Genomic DNA, 17,519 nt, shown 5'->3' with positions numbered 1-17,519 from the left:
TTATTATTAGGTATTTAGTGGAGGGTGAAAATGTAGGTTTACTAAGGCGACCAAGTAGTTAGGCCTACACTGGTCGCTATATTTTATAGATTTACTATTGGCTTTCTTTACTGCCTTTTAGGGCCTTACGGTGTTTCCAGTAAACGATAATGGAACCAATTAAGCCGCTGACCAACAGGATAACAGGGATGATCATCAGAGCGGTAATGACGATTTGTTCGTGTTCTTTGACAAAGGGAATTTGATTAATTGCATAACCCAAAGTCACAATAATACCGACCCACAATAATCCGCTAAGCCAGTTAAATAACTGAAAACGGCGGTGACTAAGGTCGGATAATCCCGCTAACAGTGGTAACAGCGTTCTGACGAATGCCAGGAAACGCCCAATGAGGAGGGCATATAAGCCTTGGCGGTTAAACATATCATTGGCTTTTTTATGATATTCCTCAGGGAGTTGAGAAAGCCAGCGTTTAACAACTTTGGTTTCGCTTAGCCAGCGACCTTGAATAAATCCAAGCCAACACCCTAAGCTGGCGGCAGTTGCTAATAGCAAAATAGTGGGGATAAAGTGTAAAACGCCTTTAGCGATCAACGCGCCAGAAAGCAGTAAAAGGGTATCACCCGGTAAAAATGCAGCGGGGAGCACTCCATTTTCTAAGACAATCACCATGAAGAGAATGGTGTAAATAACCCAAAGCACCTCTGGATTGGAGAGCTTCATAAAATCGTGTTGCCAAAGTGCCAGTACGATTTCGCGTATGACTTCCATAACCGTTCCTGTATCTGCATAAAGCGAATCATTGGGGTCTATCTTACAGGAAAAATTTCAGCCTAGTTTGATTTGTTTAGGGAATTAATTAAAAGGCAGTGATTAACTGCCTAATAATCATGATGAAATGTTGACGCTTAAATACGTTCAAATGCACGCTGTAAATCATCGATAAGATCTTGTGGATGTTCTAACCCAACATGTAGGCGGAAGAATGACCCTGAATCTGGTTGGTAATCATATTGACGCATATTGAGCAAATCTTCTGTTTGATAACCTAAAATCAGAGATTCAAATCCTCCCCATGAATAGCCCATTTTAAAATGACTGAAATGATCGAGAAAATCACTGAATTGTTTAGGTGATAAACGGGATATTAACTGGAATGAAAACAATCCATTGCAGCCGCTAAAGTCGCGTTTAAAAACGGTATGACTGGGATGACTTGGAAGCGCAGGATGAAAAACGTGAGCAACGGATGGGTGCTCTACTAACCAATTTGCGACGGTTAAGCTATTTGATTCATGTTGTTTAAGGCGAGTTGGTAGGGTGTGAAGCCCTCGACCAGCCATATACACGGTATCTGGATCGGCGGTTTGCCCCAATAGATAGGAGTTTTCACGCAATGTTTCAATGCATCGCTGGTTGGCAACTGCCAATCCTAGCATGCCATCCGAATGCCCATTAATATACTTAGTCGCTGATTGAATCGAGATATCCACATCAAACAGAAGCGGTTTGAGTAAAACGCCTGCAGCCCATGTATTGTCGATCATGATAATGATTTCAGGGGATTTCTGACGAACCGCTTTCACAATGGCGGGAAGGTCGTGGACCTCCATCGTAATAGACCCTGGTGACTCTAGAAAGACGATTTTAGTGTTAGGGCGAATTAGATCGGCAATTTTGTCACCAATCAGTGGGTCAAAGTAGTTTGTCTCGACATTGAGACCAGTTAGAATTTTGTCACAAAAATTTTGGGTCGGATCATACGCGGAGCCTGTAACGAGAATATGATCCCCTGCGTTGATGAATGACATGATGGCATTGGTGATCGCCGCTGCACCGGAAGGATAAAGGACACAGCCAGCACCGCACTCTAATTCAGTCATGGCCTCTTGGAATGCAAAATGGGTTTGTGTGCCTCGGCGACCATACATTAAAACACCATTAGCACGGTTACGTACGGCATGTTTTTTATCTTCTACTGAATCAAAAATTACGGAAGAGGTACGTTGAATGACGGGATTGACCCCTTTTTGCGTGAATTTAGGGTTTCTACCAAGGTGTACGAGCTGGGTTTCGGGTCTAATTTTTTTCATTGAGCGATGCCTTATTTACCGATAGAAAATCCAAATGATTGGTTAAGTTATCACCTGACGTTAAATGATTTCAGTTGCTTAACGCAAGAACAAAAGTTGCTAGCTGAATTTTCTTCATTATAACCAGCAAAATCATGATGGCATTGCGTGACCGCTATCAATGACAACGTTGATAGGTCACAAAAAATTGTGAATACTAATGATAATTACTATCAATTCGCGCTGTGTTTGATATTATCTGCACATCTTGACGAAAAGAGATGAATTCGCGAGTCAAATTTCGCTTTTAATGGTTAGTCGATGAATGGCACAATCATCGATATAAATTTTTTTATACAACACAAATAAGAGAGTAAAGGCCAACTGATGCGTAAATTAACAGCTTCTATTCTATTGGCGATCGGCTTAATGGGCACAGCATCCGCGGAAACAACACCCGCTGCCACTCCTAGTACACCAGTAGCAAGCCAAGGTTCAACAGCAACCCCTGTCAATACGACTTCCACACCTGAATCAGCGTCTACACCAGTGGTAGCAACTGAGACTGTCATTACGAATACCGCAGTCACTGAAAACGTGGAAATTGCTACAGAAGCTCATGGCGGTGGTTTTGACCAAGATTTATCTGTTTGGGGTATGTACCAGAACGCAGACGTCGTTGTGAAAACGGTTATGATCGGTCTGTTACTCGCATCAGTGATCACATGGGCATTATTCTTATCTAAGGGAAGCGAAATTTTAGTTGCGCGTCGTCGTTTAAAAGACGAAGCCAAAGCAATCGCCGAAGTAAAATCCCTTGATGAAGCGGTTTCGATCGCTGATGGATTTAAAGCGAACAGTATTACACGTATGTTATTAGCGGAAGCGACAACAGAAAGAGCACTTTCTGCGAGTAGCCAAGATCTGTCAGGAATCAAAGATCGTACTGCCTTTCGCTTAGAGCGCTCGGTCGCTGCAATCAGTCGCTATATGGGGCGTGGTAATGGTTATTTAGCGACAATCGGTGCGATTTCTCCATTTGTGGGTCTGTTCGGTACAGTGTGGGGGATCATGAACAGCTTTATCGGTATCGCCCATTCTCAAACGACAAACTTAGCGGTTGTTGCTCCAGGAATTGCAGAAGCGCTACTTGCGACAGCAATTGGTTTGATCGCGGCGATTCCTGCGGTCGTGATTTACAATATTTTTGCTCGGATGATCAATAACTACCGTGGTCAAGTGGGCGATGTTGCTGCACAGGCAGCGTTGTTACTGGGGCGTGACCTCGATCTGGCAAACAGCAAAGCAAGGTAATCATTATGGCAATGCGTTTAGGTGACGAACAAGACGATAGCGGTGAAATGCATGAAATCAACGTAACACCGTTTATCGATGTTATGTTGGTTCTGCTGATTATCTTTATGGTTGCAGCGCCACTGGCTACCGTTGATATTAAAGTTGATTTACCTGCTTCCACGGCGAAGCCTCAGCCTCGACCTGAAAAGCCAGTATTCTTAACGGTGAAGTCAGATAGTCAGTTATTTATTGGTGAACAAGCAGTTACGAAAGAGCAATTGGGCTCAACGTTAGATCAAGCGACGAATACCAATAAAGAAACTACCATCTTTTTCCAAGCAGACAAGAGCGTAGATTATGAGACCATGATGGATGTGATGAACGCATTACGTCAATCAGGATATCTCAAGATTGGCCTAGTCGGGATGGAAGCAACAGCCGCTAGCGCTAAATAGCGGCTCGTAATCATGCGTTTTATCTCAGTAGCACGTGTGGGCATCATGACACTGATGTTTTGAGATAAAACGTATTTTCATATCAATACTTTTTTCACGCCAAGCTTCTTGCATATCTTTGCAATATTTCTGATAAAAACTGTTGTTTATCTTTATAGTTTCATAAATAAAACGTTCAATTTTATTCTGTATTTCTTAAAATTTTATTTAAGTTAGAGTAATTTTAAATCCTGCCGAGATAAAATTCTTATCAAATAAGAAATGAAGAAGGTTAATTGAAAATAAACCATTTATATTGTATGGGATTATTCATGAGGGGAGTAAGAGTAGTAAATACTCCAATTAAGGGTATTGATTCGGCGGGGAGCAATGTGGGTTTCAGTGGAACTTACTGATTATTAGAGTGAAGTATAAGAAATGTATACACTCTATTCAAAACAGATGTATAGTTAACCAGCTAAAGCCTAGCTTACAAAAGGTAAAAAATAATTAATATATTTCACCTGAATTGAAAGGATAAAAAAGAGAGTAAATTAACGAGTTTATTTTATTAATATAAGTGTTATTAATAAAACAATGTTAAATCACCTTAAATAATGAAATATAAATATGTAATTGCTGTTATAAATATCACCTTGATGATTTCATTATCAGCAAAAAGCTTATCAAATTGTTATTTAACTATTTTTTGTTTATTTTTTGGTTTTGCTTAAATAAAATAAAAAAACACTTGCGCAACATTTCATGGGCGCTATAATGCAGGCAATAACATTTTGAAATACTTTTTAATAATTTTTTACTTCGAGTTTTTTATTTTTTAAATTTACTAATGCTAGGGAATAAATAAAGTTATAATTGATGTTTGATTAAGCTTTATATTAAAAATAAATATAACCAGTCAGACTCGAATGTATCGTATTAAGTTGTTAGAAGTGGATTTTGAATGTTATTACTGAAGTCAAATGGGCTGACTTTAGACTACACAGCAAAGATGTAATAAAAAATAATTTCATATTATACTCCTCTATAAATAATATAAGACTACATTTCCATGCGCCATCATTAAGATGGCGTTTTTTTTAGTTTTTTTACTAGAAAAATGCTGAGTATGTGATCAGATTTCATGTGAAAAAATACGCAATAGACTCAGAGTAAAGCTTGAATCTAAATCAATTTTTCTAAGAATATTCACAGTTTGTTATTTAATGATAAAAAGTAACAGAGTATGATGTGCACCTCTTCGCTGTGGGGCTTTTATCAACATATCATACAACGGCGGAATTCTTTGCCAGGTACTGGCTTGAATCACTTTGGAAGTAAAAATGACTTGGTCTGAGTTTAAATCTCACTATCTCATCGGTTTTTGGAAACCGTTGCCTGCGGTGATCGCAGCAGGTATTTTATCGACGTATTATTTTGGCTTAACGGGAACATTTTGGGCGGTAACTGGTGAATTTACTCGCTGGGGTGGACACATCATGCAGTTATTTGGTGCTCATCCAGAAGAGTGGGGTTACTTCAAAGTTATTGGTTTCCAAGGTTCACCCCTAGATAGAATTGATGGCGTGATGATTATCGGTATGTTTGCAGGTTGTTTTGCCGCGGCGCTCTGGGCAAATAACGTGAAAATTCGCATGCCACAACATCGCATCCGTATATTCCAAGCTATCCTTGGCGGTATTATCGCTGGATTTGGCGCCCGTCTAGCGATGGGATGTAACTTAGCGGCTTTCTTTACTGGTATCCCTCAATTCTCGTTGCATGCATGGTTCTTTGCTGTCGCAACGGCGGCCGGATCATATTTTGGTGCCAAATTTACGCTGTTACCGATGTTTCGTATTGCGGTAAAACTAAAAAAAGTGTCAACGGCATCCCCATTAACTCAAAATCCTAATACCGCTAAAAAACGTTTTAAACTCGGTATGGCTATCTTTGCTATTGCGATGGCATGGGGCTTTTATACGCTTCTAGATGCACCTGTAATGGGCTTTGCAATCCTCTGTGGGATCGGTTTTGGTTTATTGATTGAACGAGCTCAAATCTGCTTCACATCGGCATTTCGTGATTTATGGATCACGGGTCGTACCCATATGGCGAAAGCGATCATTATTGGGATGGCGGTGAGTGCAATTGGTATCTTCAGCTATGTTCAACTGGGGGCTACACCAAAAATCATGTGGGCAGGTCCGAATGCCGTGATTGGTGGATTACTGTTTGGCTTTGGTATTGTGTTGGCTGGTGGCTGTGAAACCGGTTGGATGTATCGTGCAGTAGAAGGTCAAGTTCATTACTGGTGGGTTGGTTTCGGTAATATTATCGGTGCGACTATCTTGGCTTACTACTGGGATGATTTAGGTCCATGGTTAGCAACTGACTTTGACAAAGTGAACCTGCTGGAAACATTTGGACCACAGGGCGGGTTGCTTGTCACATACGTTTTATTAGCTATTGCATTTATTTTGATGCTGGTATGGGAAAAACATTTCTTCCGTAAACGCGAGCAAAAACTTGCGAATACTTCCGTGGAGGCTGCATGAGCCATAAAGAAATAGTTCCGGATTATCGATTAGATATGGTGGGTGAACCTTGCCCATATCCTGCGGTTGCAACGCTTGAAGCTATGCCATCGTTAAAACCTGGAGAGATATTAGAAGTGGTGAGTGATTGCCCTCAATCTATCAATAATATCCCGTTAGATGCTAAAAACTATGGCTATAAAGTATTGGATATTCAGCAAGATGGACCAACAATTCGCTATTTAATTCAAAAATAGTGATAGGTAAGGCGGGGTTAACCCGCCTTCATGTTATTTACTCTTCCGTATCTTGCCAGCTGGCAATATCGAGCACCAGTTCGCATTCATCGTCAATATAGCCACCCGTTGGGATAAAACCGAGTTTTTGGTAAAACTCAAAGGGGCTTTCTTCACCTTCGCCACAGCTATTATACAGTCGAGGGTAGCCTTTCTTTTTTAAATAACGGATCACTTGAATCAATGCTTCGCGACCAAAACCTAATTTTTGGTAAGGTTCTGCAATCATAAATCGCCATAACATAATGCCATCATATTCAAGTTCATCATCATCTAAGCCTGAATGCAGCATAATGAATCCTACAGGGATATCATCCGCATAAATGCCTCTGTACCAAGCACAATCTGAGAATTGGGCTTCGACCATTGAATAGGCATTGTCTGCCACCATGCTACGTTGTGCCTCACTGAGTGTATGACTCAGTAAACAAATTTCTGAAAAATTTTCTGCCGTCACTTTCTGTAAGGAGACGACTGAGTTTTCATCCACTTCTGGCTCGATGAATTCTATCATAACCATTCCTTCGCTCGAATATTGACCAAAACTTCATTGAGAAGCTGCATTAGTTGTTGTTATTAAATAATCAAGATTGCTACTGATTTGTTGCAAGGATGTAATTTAATCAACCAGAGATTAGGGAGGCAGTCAATGACTTAATTGTGGCTCTGCAAGCAGGGTCTAAAAAGAAAATGGCAACATGCGAGAATGTGTGTTGCCATCGTGAGGTCAGGACGAAAAGCTAAATAATATTAATGTTCGGCTTCACCGCCGAGAACGTCAATGAGACGAGCAATCAAGGCACTGAGCTCGCCTGTCATTAAAATATAATCGGCATCAAATTTTTGAGCAAAATCGTCTTTTGGAATATCGTCATTTTGTTCTTTAAGTTTGTCACTGAATTTTAATTTTTTCAGGGAGCCGTCATCGGACAACATAAATTGTACGCACTCTTCCCAATCCAATGAGAGTTTTGTGACTAACTTACCCGCTTCGATGTGTGTAGCAATTTCGTCAGAAATCAGGTCTTGCTTCTTACAACGAATAATCCCGCCTTCTTCTAAAATCGCTTTTAACTCAGCTTCATCCATAGCTGCAAAGCCTTGAGGTAATGCACCTGAGCGTACCCATTCAGTTAATGTGAGTTCAATTGGGTCTTTAAATGTGAGCGGTACAACAGGAAGCGAACCTAGGCTTTTACGTAATAATGCTAAATTATCTTCGGCACGTTTAGCACTGGCAGCATCGACGATAATGAGTTGATTAACGGTATCAATCCAAATGTAGGTTTTGCTGAATTTACTGAAGGCTCGCGGCAGTAAGTCATGCACGACTTCATCTTTCAAAGATGCTTTTTCGGTTTTCTTCAGTTGGCGACCTTGATCTGCCTCTAATTTTTCAATTTTCTCTTGTAATGCTTGCTTAATCACTGGCGATGGCAGCATTTTGTCTTCTTTTTTAGCACAAATGAGAATTTGGTTATTAGCAGCATGGGTGAGAGCATCGGCACCACGCATTGGAGGTACCCAACCCGTTTTCATCATGTCTTGGCTTCCACAAGGGGTATAAGCGAGCGGCGCAAGTTGTCTTTCCAGATCATCCGCGGAGAGTGCCAAATCCCGATTCAGGCGATAGACCAATATATTCTTGAACCACATGAAAAACCTACCTTTGTCATTAAAAACATGTTTAGCAAGGCGGACATGATAGCGAATTGTCTGTTATTAAGCGAAAAAAAATGCCGGATGCTTTACAGGTTTTACTTTCTATAAAGGGAGTCTAATAATGTAGACAGGTAATTAAATGACAAATGGATAATAAGTGAGTGCCATGATGAGAATAGGTATTGATTTAGGTGGTACAAAAATTGAAGTGGTTGCGTTGGATGATGGCGGCAATATCTTATTTCGCCAGCGTACACCCACACCACGTGGTGATTACCAAGGAACACTCGATGCGATTAAGCGTTTAGTGAATGATGCAGAAGCGGCAACAGGGCAAACTGGGAGCGTTGGTTTAGGGATCCCCGGAACACTTTCTCCGATTACTGGAAAAGTGAAAAACGCTAACTCAACATGGTTAAATGGACAACCTTTCGATAAGGATTTAGCTCACTGCTTAGGTCGTCCTGTCAAAATGGCCAATGACGCGAACTGTCTTGCGGTTTCAGAGGCGGTGGATGGTGCTGGAGCTGGTGCTAAAGTGGTGTTTGCCGTAATCATTGGAACTGGATGCGGTGCAGGGATCGCCATCAATGGTCAAGTTCATTCTGGAGGTAATGGGGTCGCGGGGGAATGGGGACACAATCCTTTACCGTGGCAAGATGACCAAGATAGGCTGTTTCTTGCAGGGGAAAAATGTTATTGCGGGCTCAATGGCTGCACAGAACAGTTTGTTTCTGGAACAGGTTTTATGGCGGACTATAAAAAGCGAGCCGGAGAATCTAAGACGGGAACAGAAATTATTCAATTGGCGCAAAATGGCAACAAGCATGCGATAAAAGCCTTCGAAAATTACCAAAATCGCCTTGCCAAAGCACTTGCTCAAGCCGTCAACATGCTCGATCCCGATGTCATCGTGTTAGGTGGTGGAATGAGTAATGTTGATGAGCTATATGAAAAACTGCCAGAGAAAATACGTCAATGGGTGTTCGGTAGAGAGTTTGATACGCCAATCAGGAAAGCGGAGCATGGGGATTCGAGTGGGGTGCGAGGGGCTGCTTGGTTATGCTCTGAAAATTAATACTCGTCATACTTCACGCTGTAGCTGCGTTGGCTACGCTCACTAACCCTAGTCGCATACTTATGTATGTTCCTAGGGATTAATGCTCGTCATACTTCACGCCGTAGCTGCGTTGGCTACGCTCACTAACCCTAGTCACATATTCATGGATGCCCCTAGGGATTAATGCTCGTCATACTTCACGCTGTAGCTGCGTTGGCTACGCTCACTAACCCTAATCACATACTTATGTATGCTCCTAGGGATTAGCTTCACTTGCCGCCTTGCTACAACGCGAATTATTTAGAGCATAGGGTGAGGGGAAGAGCGAAAAATTCAAAAGTAAAAGTAAAAGTAAAAGTAAAAGTAAAAGTAAAAGAAAGGCAAGGATGGAAGTACAAAAATTGAGCTGGTGGATTTGGCTACTTATAAAGTGAGTGTTGGTGAGTTGTTTGGGGAATAGCGGATTTTATCGATAACTCAAATAATAGCGGTGATTTTTACCGGATAAATCTATTTTTGTGAGCTATATAAAAGTCGGGATTCATAAATGGACTAAAACCGTGATTTAGTCACAAAAAATGGTTACTGTTTGCAGGCATTATCATTAAAACATGATATCTAACACACAGTGATAGGCTTTATTTCGGGTATTGTTGGATTTTTACTCAATAACCATGAAATGAATCTAGATTTTATGAAGGGCGTTCCTTCAAAAGGCAACAAAGGGGATTTAACGTGAAAAAGGCTCTAAAAATTTCATCTTTGGCTCTGCTGGTGGCATTTAATGCCCATGCTGCCACGGTTGACTTACGTGTCATGGAAACATCCGATGTTCACAGTAACCTAATTGACTTCGATTACTACAAAGATAAACCCACAGAGCAATTTGGTCTGGTACGCACAGCGACACTGATTAAAGCTGCTAAAAATGAAGCGACCAACGCGATTTTGGTGGATAACGGTGACTTAATTCAAGGCAGCCCTCTGGCTGACTACATGGCAAATAAAGGCTTAAAAGACGGTGAATCTCATCCAGCTCATAGCCTAATGAACACCATGGGTTACACAGTTGGAAACTTCGGTAACCATGAATTCAACTTTGGTTTAGATTATCTGAAAAAAGCCATTGCAGGCGCAAAATTCCCTTACGTCAACGCGAATATCGTTGATGCCAAAACGGGTGAAAACTACTTCAAACCTTACATTATTGTTGATACCCCAGTAAAAGATCGTGATGGCAAAACCCATACAATCAAAGTGGGCTACATTGGATTTGTGCCACCACAAATCATGATTTGGGATAAACCAAACTTAGAAGGCAAAGTGAAGGTGAATGACATCACTGAAACCGCTAAAAAGTTTGTGCCGCAAATGAAGAAAGAGGGTGCAGACCTGATTGTGGCAATTCCTCACTCAGGATTCTCACAAGAGCCATACAAAGCGATGGCAGAAAACTCTGTGTACTATCTCAGCGAAGTACCGGGTATTAACGCCATTATGTTTGGTCATTCTCACGGTGTGTTCCCAAGCAAAGAATTCGCCGATATTAAAGGCGTCGATGTGGCAAAAGGCACGGTTAATGGCATTCCAGCAGTTATGCCAGGACAGTGGGGTGACCATTTAGGTGTAGTTGATTTGGTGGTTAACAATGACAGCGGCGATTGGAAAGTGGTTGATGCTCAAGCTCATGCCCGCCCTGTTTATGATAAAGCCACCAAGAAAGCACTGGTTGAGCGCGATGAATCACTCGTAAAAATCATCCAAGAGCAGCATCAAGGTACTCGTGATTTCGTGGGTAAATTGATTGGTAAAGCCTCTGAAAACATGTACAGCTACTTGGCATTAGTTCAAAGCGATCCAACGGTTCAGATTGTGAATGATGCTCAGATGGATTACACCCGTAACTTTATCCAAGGGGACCCAGACTTAGCTGACTTACCAGTATTAGCGGCAGCGGCACCATTCAAAGCCGGTGGACGTAAAAATGCACCTTCTGAGTTTGTTGAAGTGGAAAAAGGGGATTTAACTTTCCGTAATGCTGCTGACTTATATCTCTATCCAAATACCTTAGTGGTAGTAAAAGCAACAGGTGCGGATGTGGTTGAATGGTTAGAGTGCTCTGCGGGCATGTTCAACCAAATCGATGCACAATCAACTAAGCCACAAAGCCTGATTAACTGGGATGGTTTTAGAACCTATAACTTTGACACTATTAGTGGTGTGAATTATCAGATTGACCTGACTCAGCCTGCTAAGTATGACACTGACTGTCAAGTGGTTAATAAAGATGCTAATCGTATCAAAAATGTGACTTACCAAGGCAAACCAATCGACCCTAAAGCGGCATTCTTAATCGCGACCAATAACTATCGTGGTTATGGCGGTAAGTTCGCAGGTACGGGTGATGCGCATATTGCGTTTGCATCGCCAGATGAAAACCGTGCGATTTTAGCGGCGTATATTGCTAAAGTTTCTAAAGAGAAAGGTGAAGTCGTTTCGAAGGCCGATAATAACTGGTCATTCACTCCAATCAAAACCGATAAAAAGCTTGATGTTCGTTTTGAAACTTCACCAAGTGAAAAAGCAGCTGAGTTTATTCAGCAGCACGCTCAGTATCCAATGAAGAAAGTAGGTACTGATGATATTGGATTTGCAATTTACCAAGTTGATTTAACTGCTAAGTAATTTCAGCAGTAATAAAAGCGGTAATTATCTGAAGCCTGTCACTTGTGTCAGGCTTTTTTCATTACCGTGTATTTTGGGGTGACATTTATATGAAAAAATAAATGAAGAAAATATTAAGATGGTTGAACTTGGCAATAATGTGGCAAGCGATAGCGAAGTGAGGGCTGGGAATAACATTCGGGGAGTTTAAACTTGAGAGTAAATAGCAGCTCCCCGAATGATGATGCTTATTAAATCTTCAATTAACTTATTCATAAGTTACGTTCAACATAGGTAATTTACTGTATTTGTCATATTCAACTTTGACATACTCGGATTCAACTTTTTTGCCATTTTTCAATGAGCCTGAAGCGGTAACGGTTTTACCATTACGATAACAATCAATATTCACATGAGTTTGATTTGCGATATTGACTTCACACTGAGGTTCATAGATATAACCACCAAATGAGACTGTGCCTCCTGACGATGGGTTAAGATTACTCGCGAAAGAACAACTTGAAATGAAGATTGTCACTACAGTAGTTAATAAAGATAAACGTTTCATAGTCCACCCCCTTTAATAACACTGACCACCATCCAATACTGCTTTTGTGCTCTTATTTTTAGTGTAGTTCAAATACCGATAATGCAGAAATAAAAATTTAGTCTATAAGTAAATACTATTATCATGGGAATATAACATATTGATGTCAATCAAATTAAAGTTATTTTCAGTTTCATATGAGCGATTAAAAAGACATTTTCTTATAAAAATGCGACTTATATATAAAAACTAAATATTATTTTTAAATAAGCAGTGATTGAAAATGAGTAATATCTACTGTTCTAATTTTATATGTAATAATTTGCGATAGATTGGAGTTTTATCTTGTTAAGAAATTAATGAAATTGAAGTGTGCTATATAATGGAATATATAATGATTGGAATGAATAAATAAAGCCCCTACAAGCAATTGTAGAGGCTTTAATATAATAACGGTTAGTGATGAATTACTTGAATACTTTGAAACGAACGTCGTCGTCCATAAAGTCTTTATCAGCCGCCGGTTGCTCAATTGAGCCAAATACCATTTGAGCACGTAAAACCCAATTTGCTGGAATATCCCATTCTTTTTGCACTTGATTATCAATTAATGGGTTGTAGTGCTGCAGTGATGCACCCACATTTTCCTGAGATAATGTTGTCCATACTGCCAGTTGCGCCATACCGCTCGCTTGTTCAGACCAGATAGGGAAATTATCTGCGTATAATGGGAATTGTTCTTGTAAGCCAGTGACTACATTTTTATCTTCAAAGAACAGCACAGTACCAGCGCCTGCGGCAAAGCTATTGATTTTTTGCTCAGTTCCAGCAAAAGCTGCTTCAGGAACGATAGCGCGTAAAGCATCTTTGGTGATGTTCCACAGTTTTTTATGTTGTGCACCAAATAACACGACAACACGTGAAGTCTGTGAATTAAATGCAGATGGTGAGTGCTTAACGGCTTCTTTGATCAATCCAGCAACTTTCTCTTCCGAGATAGGTAATGAGTCGCCTAAGTTATAAATAGTGCGACGATTTTTAATCATTTCGATAAATGCGTTAGACATGTTTGTCCCCTTGCTTTTGTTTAGAGCACGGCAATTTATTGAACAACCTCAGAAGCCGTAACTTGTTTCGATGTGAATAACTATAAAGGTATCCCTTTAAAATCATAGAAAAAAAATTTAACCTAAACATTCAAATTTTTGCATGTAGTTAAAAATCTATAAAAATCATATTAGTAGCTTTATTTTAGGCTTTTTGAGATTAACTGACACGATAGTGGCTTGGGAGTTCACTATAGCCAAGACCATTTGCTTTTTTCACGGTAATTTGTACCGGAATTCGTTCTTTCATGGCTTCAACGTGGCTAATAACACCAATGGTTTTTCCTGAAGCGTTGAGGCTCTCTAATGCATCTAAAGCAATGTCTAAGGTTTCGGCATCCAATGTACCGAAACCTTCATCAAGAAAGAGCGATTCCAGTTGGGTTCGATGACTCACCATGTCAGAGAGTGCAAGGGCTAGTGACAAACTGACTAAGAAGCTTTCCCCTCCAGACAGTGTTTTAATATCGCGAATACTATCCGCTTGCCAGCCATCAATAACTTGTAATTCAAGGTTGGCTAAATGGCTTCTTTGCAGCAAATAGCGACCATGCAATTTATCGAGTTGTTGGTTAGCTAAAGAGACTAAGCAGTCTAAGGTTAACCCCTGAGCATAACGACGAAATTTATCCCCTTCAGCGGAGCCTATTAAGCTGTTGAGGTAACTCCAATCATCGTAGCTTAATTGGCTCTGTTCAATTTTATTCAATAACTCGCGCTGTTGGTGACGTTGCTGTTGATCGCGCTCGAGTTGGTTAATAATCTGCCCTTGTTGTTGGTTTAATTCCTTGATTTTATTATCTAACTCAGTCAATACATGTTGAATGTGCTCCAATGACAACTCCGCAAATTCAACTAAACGTTGTTGTTCATGATTGGCGAGAGATAAGAGGCTTTCTTGATAGCGGGTTTCCGCTTCAAGCTGCTGCTGAGTCACTTGTTGTTTAAGTTGCTCAAGCTGAATTTTTTCTTCGGCAGGAAGGAGGGCATTCAGAAACTGCTCTTGGGTGTCAAACGGGCTATTCTTAAGCGCATCAATAAACTGAGTTCGTGCAACAGATTGCCGTTGATTGAGTTGTTTGAGTTGTTCATCGAGTTCTTGGACACTTCCTGTGAGTGCGGCGATGTGTTTGTCTATCTCACTGATTTGCAGAGTAAGTTCATCGACTTTACGAGCATATTGAGCCTGCTGCACCTGCATATTTTGGGTAAAAATAGTGATAGCTTGACCGTCTAGCATGTTTTGACGTTGGGTATTCGCATGTCCAATTTGCTGATTTAGCTGCTCAAAATGTTGCTGTTGTGACGCGAGTTGTTGCTCAATTTGTTGTGCATAGGTTGTTTCCGCTGCGAGAGTAGCGGCATGAACCTCAATACTTTTAGCGAACTGTTGAGCGTCTGTTTTTTGCGCCTCATAGTATTGCCCGCGTTGTTCAATTTCTTTTAGCCAAGAGGAAAACTGTTCTTGGCTTGGTAGCGTTAGGTTAAATGGCGAGAGCGAGGTGGCTAGCTGCTGTGTTTGCTGCTCAACGCGTTGTTTCAAAGCGTGTTGTTCCGCTTGGTTTTCGTCTAATTGCTGGGAATGGTATTTAAGTTTTTCATCAAGAAGCGATAGCTCGGAGAGCAGTTGCTTAGTTTGAGCTTGCTGTTCGTAATAGTGGTTTTTTGCCTCTTGGTGTTGGCGTTCCAGCTGTGTAAATTCACTGGTGATGGTTTGCTGAACCGTGAGTTGATTGCGCAAATCTAAAAGGCATTGCTCTACTGCGAGATGTGTTTTCGCTAATTCCGGTGTAAGTGCTTGCTTACAAGCTTGTCGCCATTGGGTATTGAGAGCATCTAATTGGACCTGTAACTGTTTTTGTGTTGCTTCATTATCTTGTTGGCGACGTTTATCCGCTTGTAATAATGCTTGGTGTTCGGTGAGTTGTTGTTTTTCGGATTCTATCTGTGTGTTGAGCGCAACCAATTGTTGCTGGGTTTCGTTTGGCGTAACAGCATGGTATGCCTCTAAAGCAGGATGCTTTAATGAGCCACAAAGGGGGCACGGTGTTCCTTCAATGAGTTGTTGGCGTTCATGTTCCAAGCTGACAATTTTTTGTTCTAATTGAAGTTTTTGTTCTAAAACTTGGCGTTGAGGCTCCAATTGAGTCACTCTATCTTGTGTAATTGCAATCAGTTTTTCCACTTGCTGGATAGATTCTGCGAGCTGGTTTTGTTGCTGAATGTGTAGCTGTACTTGCTGGTGTTTTTCCTCATGTTGCGAGAGTAAAAGTGGCAGTATTTGAGCATGCTGTAACTGTGCTTGCAGTTGAATAATGAGAGCGTTAATTGCACTTATATCGTGTTTTTCTTTGTATTCTTGAAATTGTTTTTCAAACTGATTAAAGCGGGAGTGAAACGCTTCAAGACTGAGCTGAGCTTTTTGATGTTCTTTCAGTTTTTGCAATTGAGCTTGTTGCAATGTTTGCCATTCTAGCTTGATTGCGTGCTGTTTTTGCTGATTTTTAGTGAGTTGTTCAGTCAGTTCATAAACAAATTGACCTTGCTGCTGCCAGCGCCCTAATTGGGTAATTATTTGGGCGTCATTTGCGTGTTCTTGGAGAAATAATTGCGTTTTATTCAGCCCACTCTTAGCATGATCAATTTGCTGCTGAGCGTTCTCTACACTTGCTTTTTTCTGTAAATACTCACTGTTTAGCTGACTTAATTGCTCTGAGAGTTGCAATTTTTGTTGATTGAGCTGGGAAAGTCGATTGTCTAATGGGCGCACTTCGTTATCGATCATGACCGTCGTTTTCTGTACCCATTCATTGTATTGATTTTGTTCAAGCTGCGCTTGGGCATGTTGGGTCACTAAAGGTAAACGTTGCTTTTGAGCCTCTTCTAAGTGTTGGGTTATGCGTTGCTGTTTTTGAGTCTGTTCATCAAGTTGAGTTTGCAAGCTTTGCACTGCCAGCCAATCCGGGCGTAAGGCTTCCGCAGGAGAGCTTTGAGCGAGCTTGTGTAATTGGGGCTCTGCCGCTTGATAGCGTTGTTGAGCTTGCTGTTGCGCTAGCTGTAATCGCTGGGTATTTTGTGCGAGCTGTTGATACTGTTGGTGCCAAGTCACGGCTTGTTGATGGCGAAGTTTACTTTGACCCAGCTGCTGTTCTTGGGCTGAATATTGTTGCTGCTTTTCAACAAGCTCTTGATATTCGATTTCCGTAAGCAGATTGATGCTACTGGCTTGTGCTCGAAGGAGATCGAGATCAGTTTTGGCTTGTTTATGCTGATTAAAGATATAGACCGAAATTTGACTATAAATTTCGGTGCCAGTGATCTCTTCCAATAAGTCAGCGCGTTCTTTTTCTGTGGCATTGAGAAAAGCGGCAAAATCACCTTGGGAAAGTAAAATAGATTTGGTGAAACGTCCAAAATCCAATCCCGTGATTTGCACAATTTTTTCACGAATTTCACTGACTTTTTCTGCGATAATTTGCCCATCAGCGACGGTTGCTAGCTCTGCTTTAGGATCTTGGAGGTTGCCATCGGCTTTATTATTTGCGCGGCGTTGGCTCCAGAATGCACGATAAGCGATACCTTTAACTTCAAATTCTACTTCCGCTAAGCATTCGCCCGTATGGCGAGTCATCAGTTCATTTTTACTTTTTGATATTTGCCCTAAACGTGGGGTTTGATGGTATAGCGCGAGGCAGATAGCATCTAATAAGGTGGTTTTTCCTGCTCCCGTAGCACCAGTGATGGCAAATAACCCATTGCTGGCAAACGGTTCTTCAGTGAAATCAATTTTCCATTCACCTTTAAGGGAATTAATATTTTTGAGACGTAAGCTTAAAATTTTCAC

General features: G+C 40.9%; 13 protein-coding genes. 6 read left to right on the top strand and 7 right to left on the bottom strand.

Features of this window, described 5'->3' with window-relative positions; genetic code table 11:
* Positions 1–94 precede the first annotated feature (94 nt).
* Both PR766_RS02940 and metC read right to left on the bottom strand, forming a co-directional pair.
* The gene (locus PR766_RS02940) at positions 95–772 is read right to left on the bottom strand and encodes a DedA family protein (protein WP_036963016.1); all 678 of its coding nucleotides are present in this window, start codon (positions 770–772) and stop codon (positions 95–97) included.
* 137 nt (positions 773–909) lie between these two features.
* On the bottom strand, positions 910–2,094 hold the full coding sequence (gene metC, locus PR766_RS02935; protein WP_154636321.1) for a cystathionine beta-lyase: 1,185 nt from the start codon (positions 2,092–2,094) through the stop codon (positions 910–912).
* Positions 2,095–2,460: 366 nt separating this feature from the next.
* Here metC and exbB point away from each other — a divergent pair, with 366 nt between their 5' ends.
* From exbB to yedF, 4 genes are all read left to right on the top strand, one after another.
* Positions 2,461–3,387, top strand: coding sequence for a tonB-system energizer ExbB (gene exbB / locus PR766_RS02930; protein WP_006662806.1), 927 nt, complete (start codon positions 2,461–2,463; stop codon positions 3,385–3,387).
* A 5-nt stretch (positions 3,388–3,392) separates the two neighbouring features.
* The gene (gene exbD / locus PR766_RS02925; RefSeq protein ID WP_006657163.1) at positions 3,393–3,824 is read left to right on the top strand and encodes a TonB system transport protein ExbD; all 432 of its coding nucleotides are present in this window, start codon (positions 3,393–3,395) and stop codon (positions 3,822–3,824) included.
* A gap of 1,322 nt (positions 3,825–5,146) precedes the next feature.
* The gene (gene yedE / locus PR766_RS02920; RefSeq protein ID WP_154636322.1) at positions 5,147–6,361 is read left to right on the top strand and encodes a selenium metabolism membrane protein YedE/FdhT; all 1,215 of its coding nucleotides are present in this window, start codon (positions 5,147–5,149) and stop codon (positions 6,359–6,361) included.
* Entirely contained in the window at positions 6,358–6,597 is a 240-nt protein-coding gene (yedF, locus tag PR766_RS02915) for a sulfurtransferase-like selenium metabolism protein YedF (protein ID WP_006657165.1), read from the top strand. Before yedE ends, yedF begins: the two co-directional genes overlap by 4 nt.
* A 37-nt stretch (positions 6,598–6,634) precedes the next feature.
* Here yedF and PR766_RS02910 read toward each other — a convergent pair whose 3' ends face one another.
* Positions 6,635–7,150 carry a GNAT family N-acetyltransferase gene (locus PR766_RS02910; RefSeq protein WP_006662805.1) on the bottom strand — a complete coding sequence of 172 codons (516 nt, stop codon included), beginning with the start codon at positions 7,148–7,150 and terminating at the stop codon, positions 6,635–6,637.
* Between the two features lie 236 nt (positions 7,151–7,386).
* The gene (rdgC, locus tag PR766_RS02905; RefSeq protein ID WP_154636323.1) at positions 7,387–8,292 is read right to left on the bottom strand and encodes a recombination-associated protein RdgC; all 906 of its coding nucleotides are present in this window, start codon (positions 8,290–8,292) and stop codon (positions 7,387–7,389) included.
* A 175-nt stretch (positions 8,293–8,467) separates the two neighbouring features.
* Here rdgC and mak point away from each other — a divergent pair, with 175 nt between their 5' ends.
* Both mak and PR766_RS02895 read left to right on the top strand, forming a co-directional pair.
* Positions 8,468–9,376 carry a fructokinase gene (mak, locus tag PR766_RS02900; RefSeq protein WP_006662804.1) on the top strand — a complete coding sequence of 303 codons (909 nt, stop codon included), beginning with the start codon at positions 8,468–8,470 and terminating at the stop codon, positions 9,374–9,376.
* 717 nt (positions 9,377–10,093) lie between these two features.
* On the top strand, positions 10,094–12,043 hold the full coding sequence (locus tag PR766_RS02895) for a bifunctional 2',3'-cyclic-nucleotide 2'-phosphodiesterase/3'-nucleotidase (RefSeq protein ID WP_006657169.1): 1,950 nt from the start codon (positions 10,094–10,096) through the stop codon (positions 12,041–12,043).
* A gap of 247 nt (positions 12,044–12,290) precedes the next feature.
* Here PR766_RS02895 and PR766_RS02890 read toward each other — a convergent pair whose 3' ends face one another.
* The 3 genes from PR766_RS02890 to PR766_RS02880 all read right to left on the bottom strand — a co-directional run bounded on the left by PR766_RS02890 (position 12,291) and on the right by PR766_RS02880 (position 17,519).
* Complete coding sequence (locus PR766_RS02890) at positions 12,291–12,590, bottom strand: hypothetical protein (RefSeq protein WP_006662802.1); 300 nt, start codon at positions 12,588–12,590, stop codon at positions 12,291–12,293.
* Positions 12,591–13,036: 446 nt separating this feature from the next.
* Positions 13,037–13,636 carry a nitroreductase family protein gene (locus PR766_RS02885; RefSeq protein ID WP_006662801.1) on the bottom strand — a complete coding sequence of 200 codons (600 nt, stop codon included), beginning with the start codon at positions 13,634–13,636 and terminating at the stop codon, positions 13,037–13,039.
* A gap of 199 nt (positions 13,637–13,835) precedes the next feature.
* Entirely contained in the window at positions 13,836–17,519 is a 3,684-nt protein-coding gene (locus PR766_RS02880) for an AAA family ATPase (RefSeq protein ID WP_230086824.1), read from the bottom strand.

Origin of the sequence: Providencia sp. PROV208, assembly GCF_028479465.1 — a bacterium.
GTDB classification, from domain to species: domain Bacteria; phylum Pseudomonadota; class Gammaproteobacteria; order Enterobacterales; family Enterobacteriaceae; genus Providencia; species Providencia alcalifaciens.
Note: the sequence above shows the minus strand (reverse complement) of the source record. Positions and strands in the feature narration are given on the sequence as shown.

Coding starts and splice junctions, on each gene's coding strand:
- PR766_RS02940 (WP_036963016.1), bottom strand. CDS start 772: ATGGAAGTCATACGCGAAATCGTACTGGCACTTTGGCAACACGATTTT.
- metC (WP_154636321.1), bottom strand. CDS start 2,094: ATGAAAAAAATTAGACCCGAAACCCAGCTCGTACACCTTGGTAGAAAC.
- exbB (WP_006662806.1), top strand. CDS start 2,461: ATGCGTAAATTAACAGCTTCTATTCTATTGGCGATCGGCTTAATGGGC.
- exbD (WP_006657163.1), top strand. CDS start 3,393: ATGGCAATGCGTTTAGGTGACGAACAAGACGATAGCGGTGAAATGCAT.
- yedE (WP_154636322.1), top strand. CDS start 5,147: ATGACTTGGTCTGAGTTTAAATCTCACTATCTCATCGGTTTTTGGAAA.
- yedF (WP_006657165.1), top strand. CDS start 6,358: ATGAGCCATAAAGAAATAGTTCCGGATTATCGATTAGATATGGTGGGT.
- PR766_RS02910 (WP_006662805.1), bottom strand. CDS start 7,150: ATGATAGAATTCATCGAGCCAGAAGTGGATGAAAACTCAGTCGTCTCC.
- rdgC (WP_154636323.1), bottom strand. CDS start 8,292: ATGTGGTTCAAGAATATATTGGTCTATCGCCTGAATCGGGATTTGGCA.
- mak (WP_006662804.1), top strand. CDS start 8,468: ATGAGAATAGGTATTGATTTAGGTGGTACAAAAATTGAAGTGGTTGCG.
- PR766_RS02890 (WP_006662802.1), bottom strand. CDS start 12,590: ATGAAACGTTTATCTTTATTAACTACTGTAGTGACAATCTTCATTTCA.
- PR766_RS02885 (WP_006662801.1), bottom strand. CDS start 13,636: ATGTCTAACGCATTTATCGAAATGATTAAAAATCGTCGCACTATTTAT.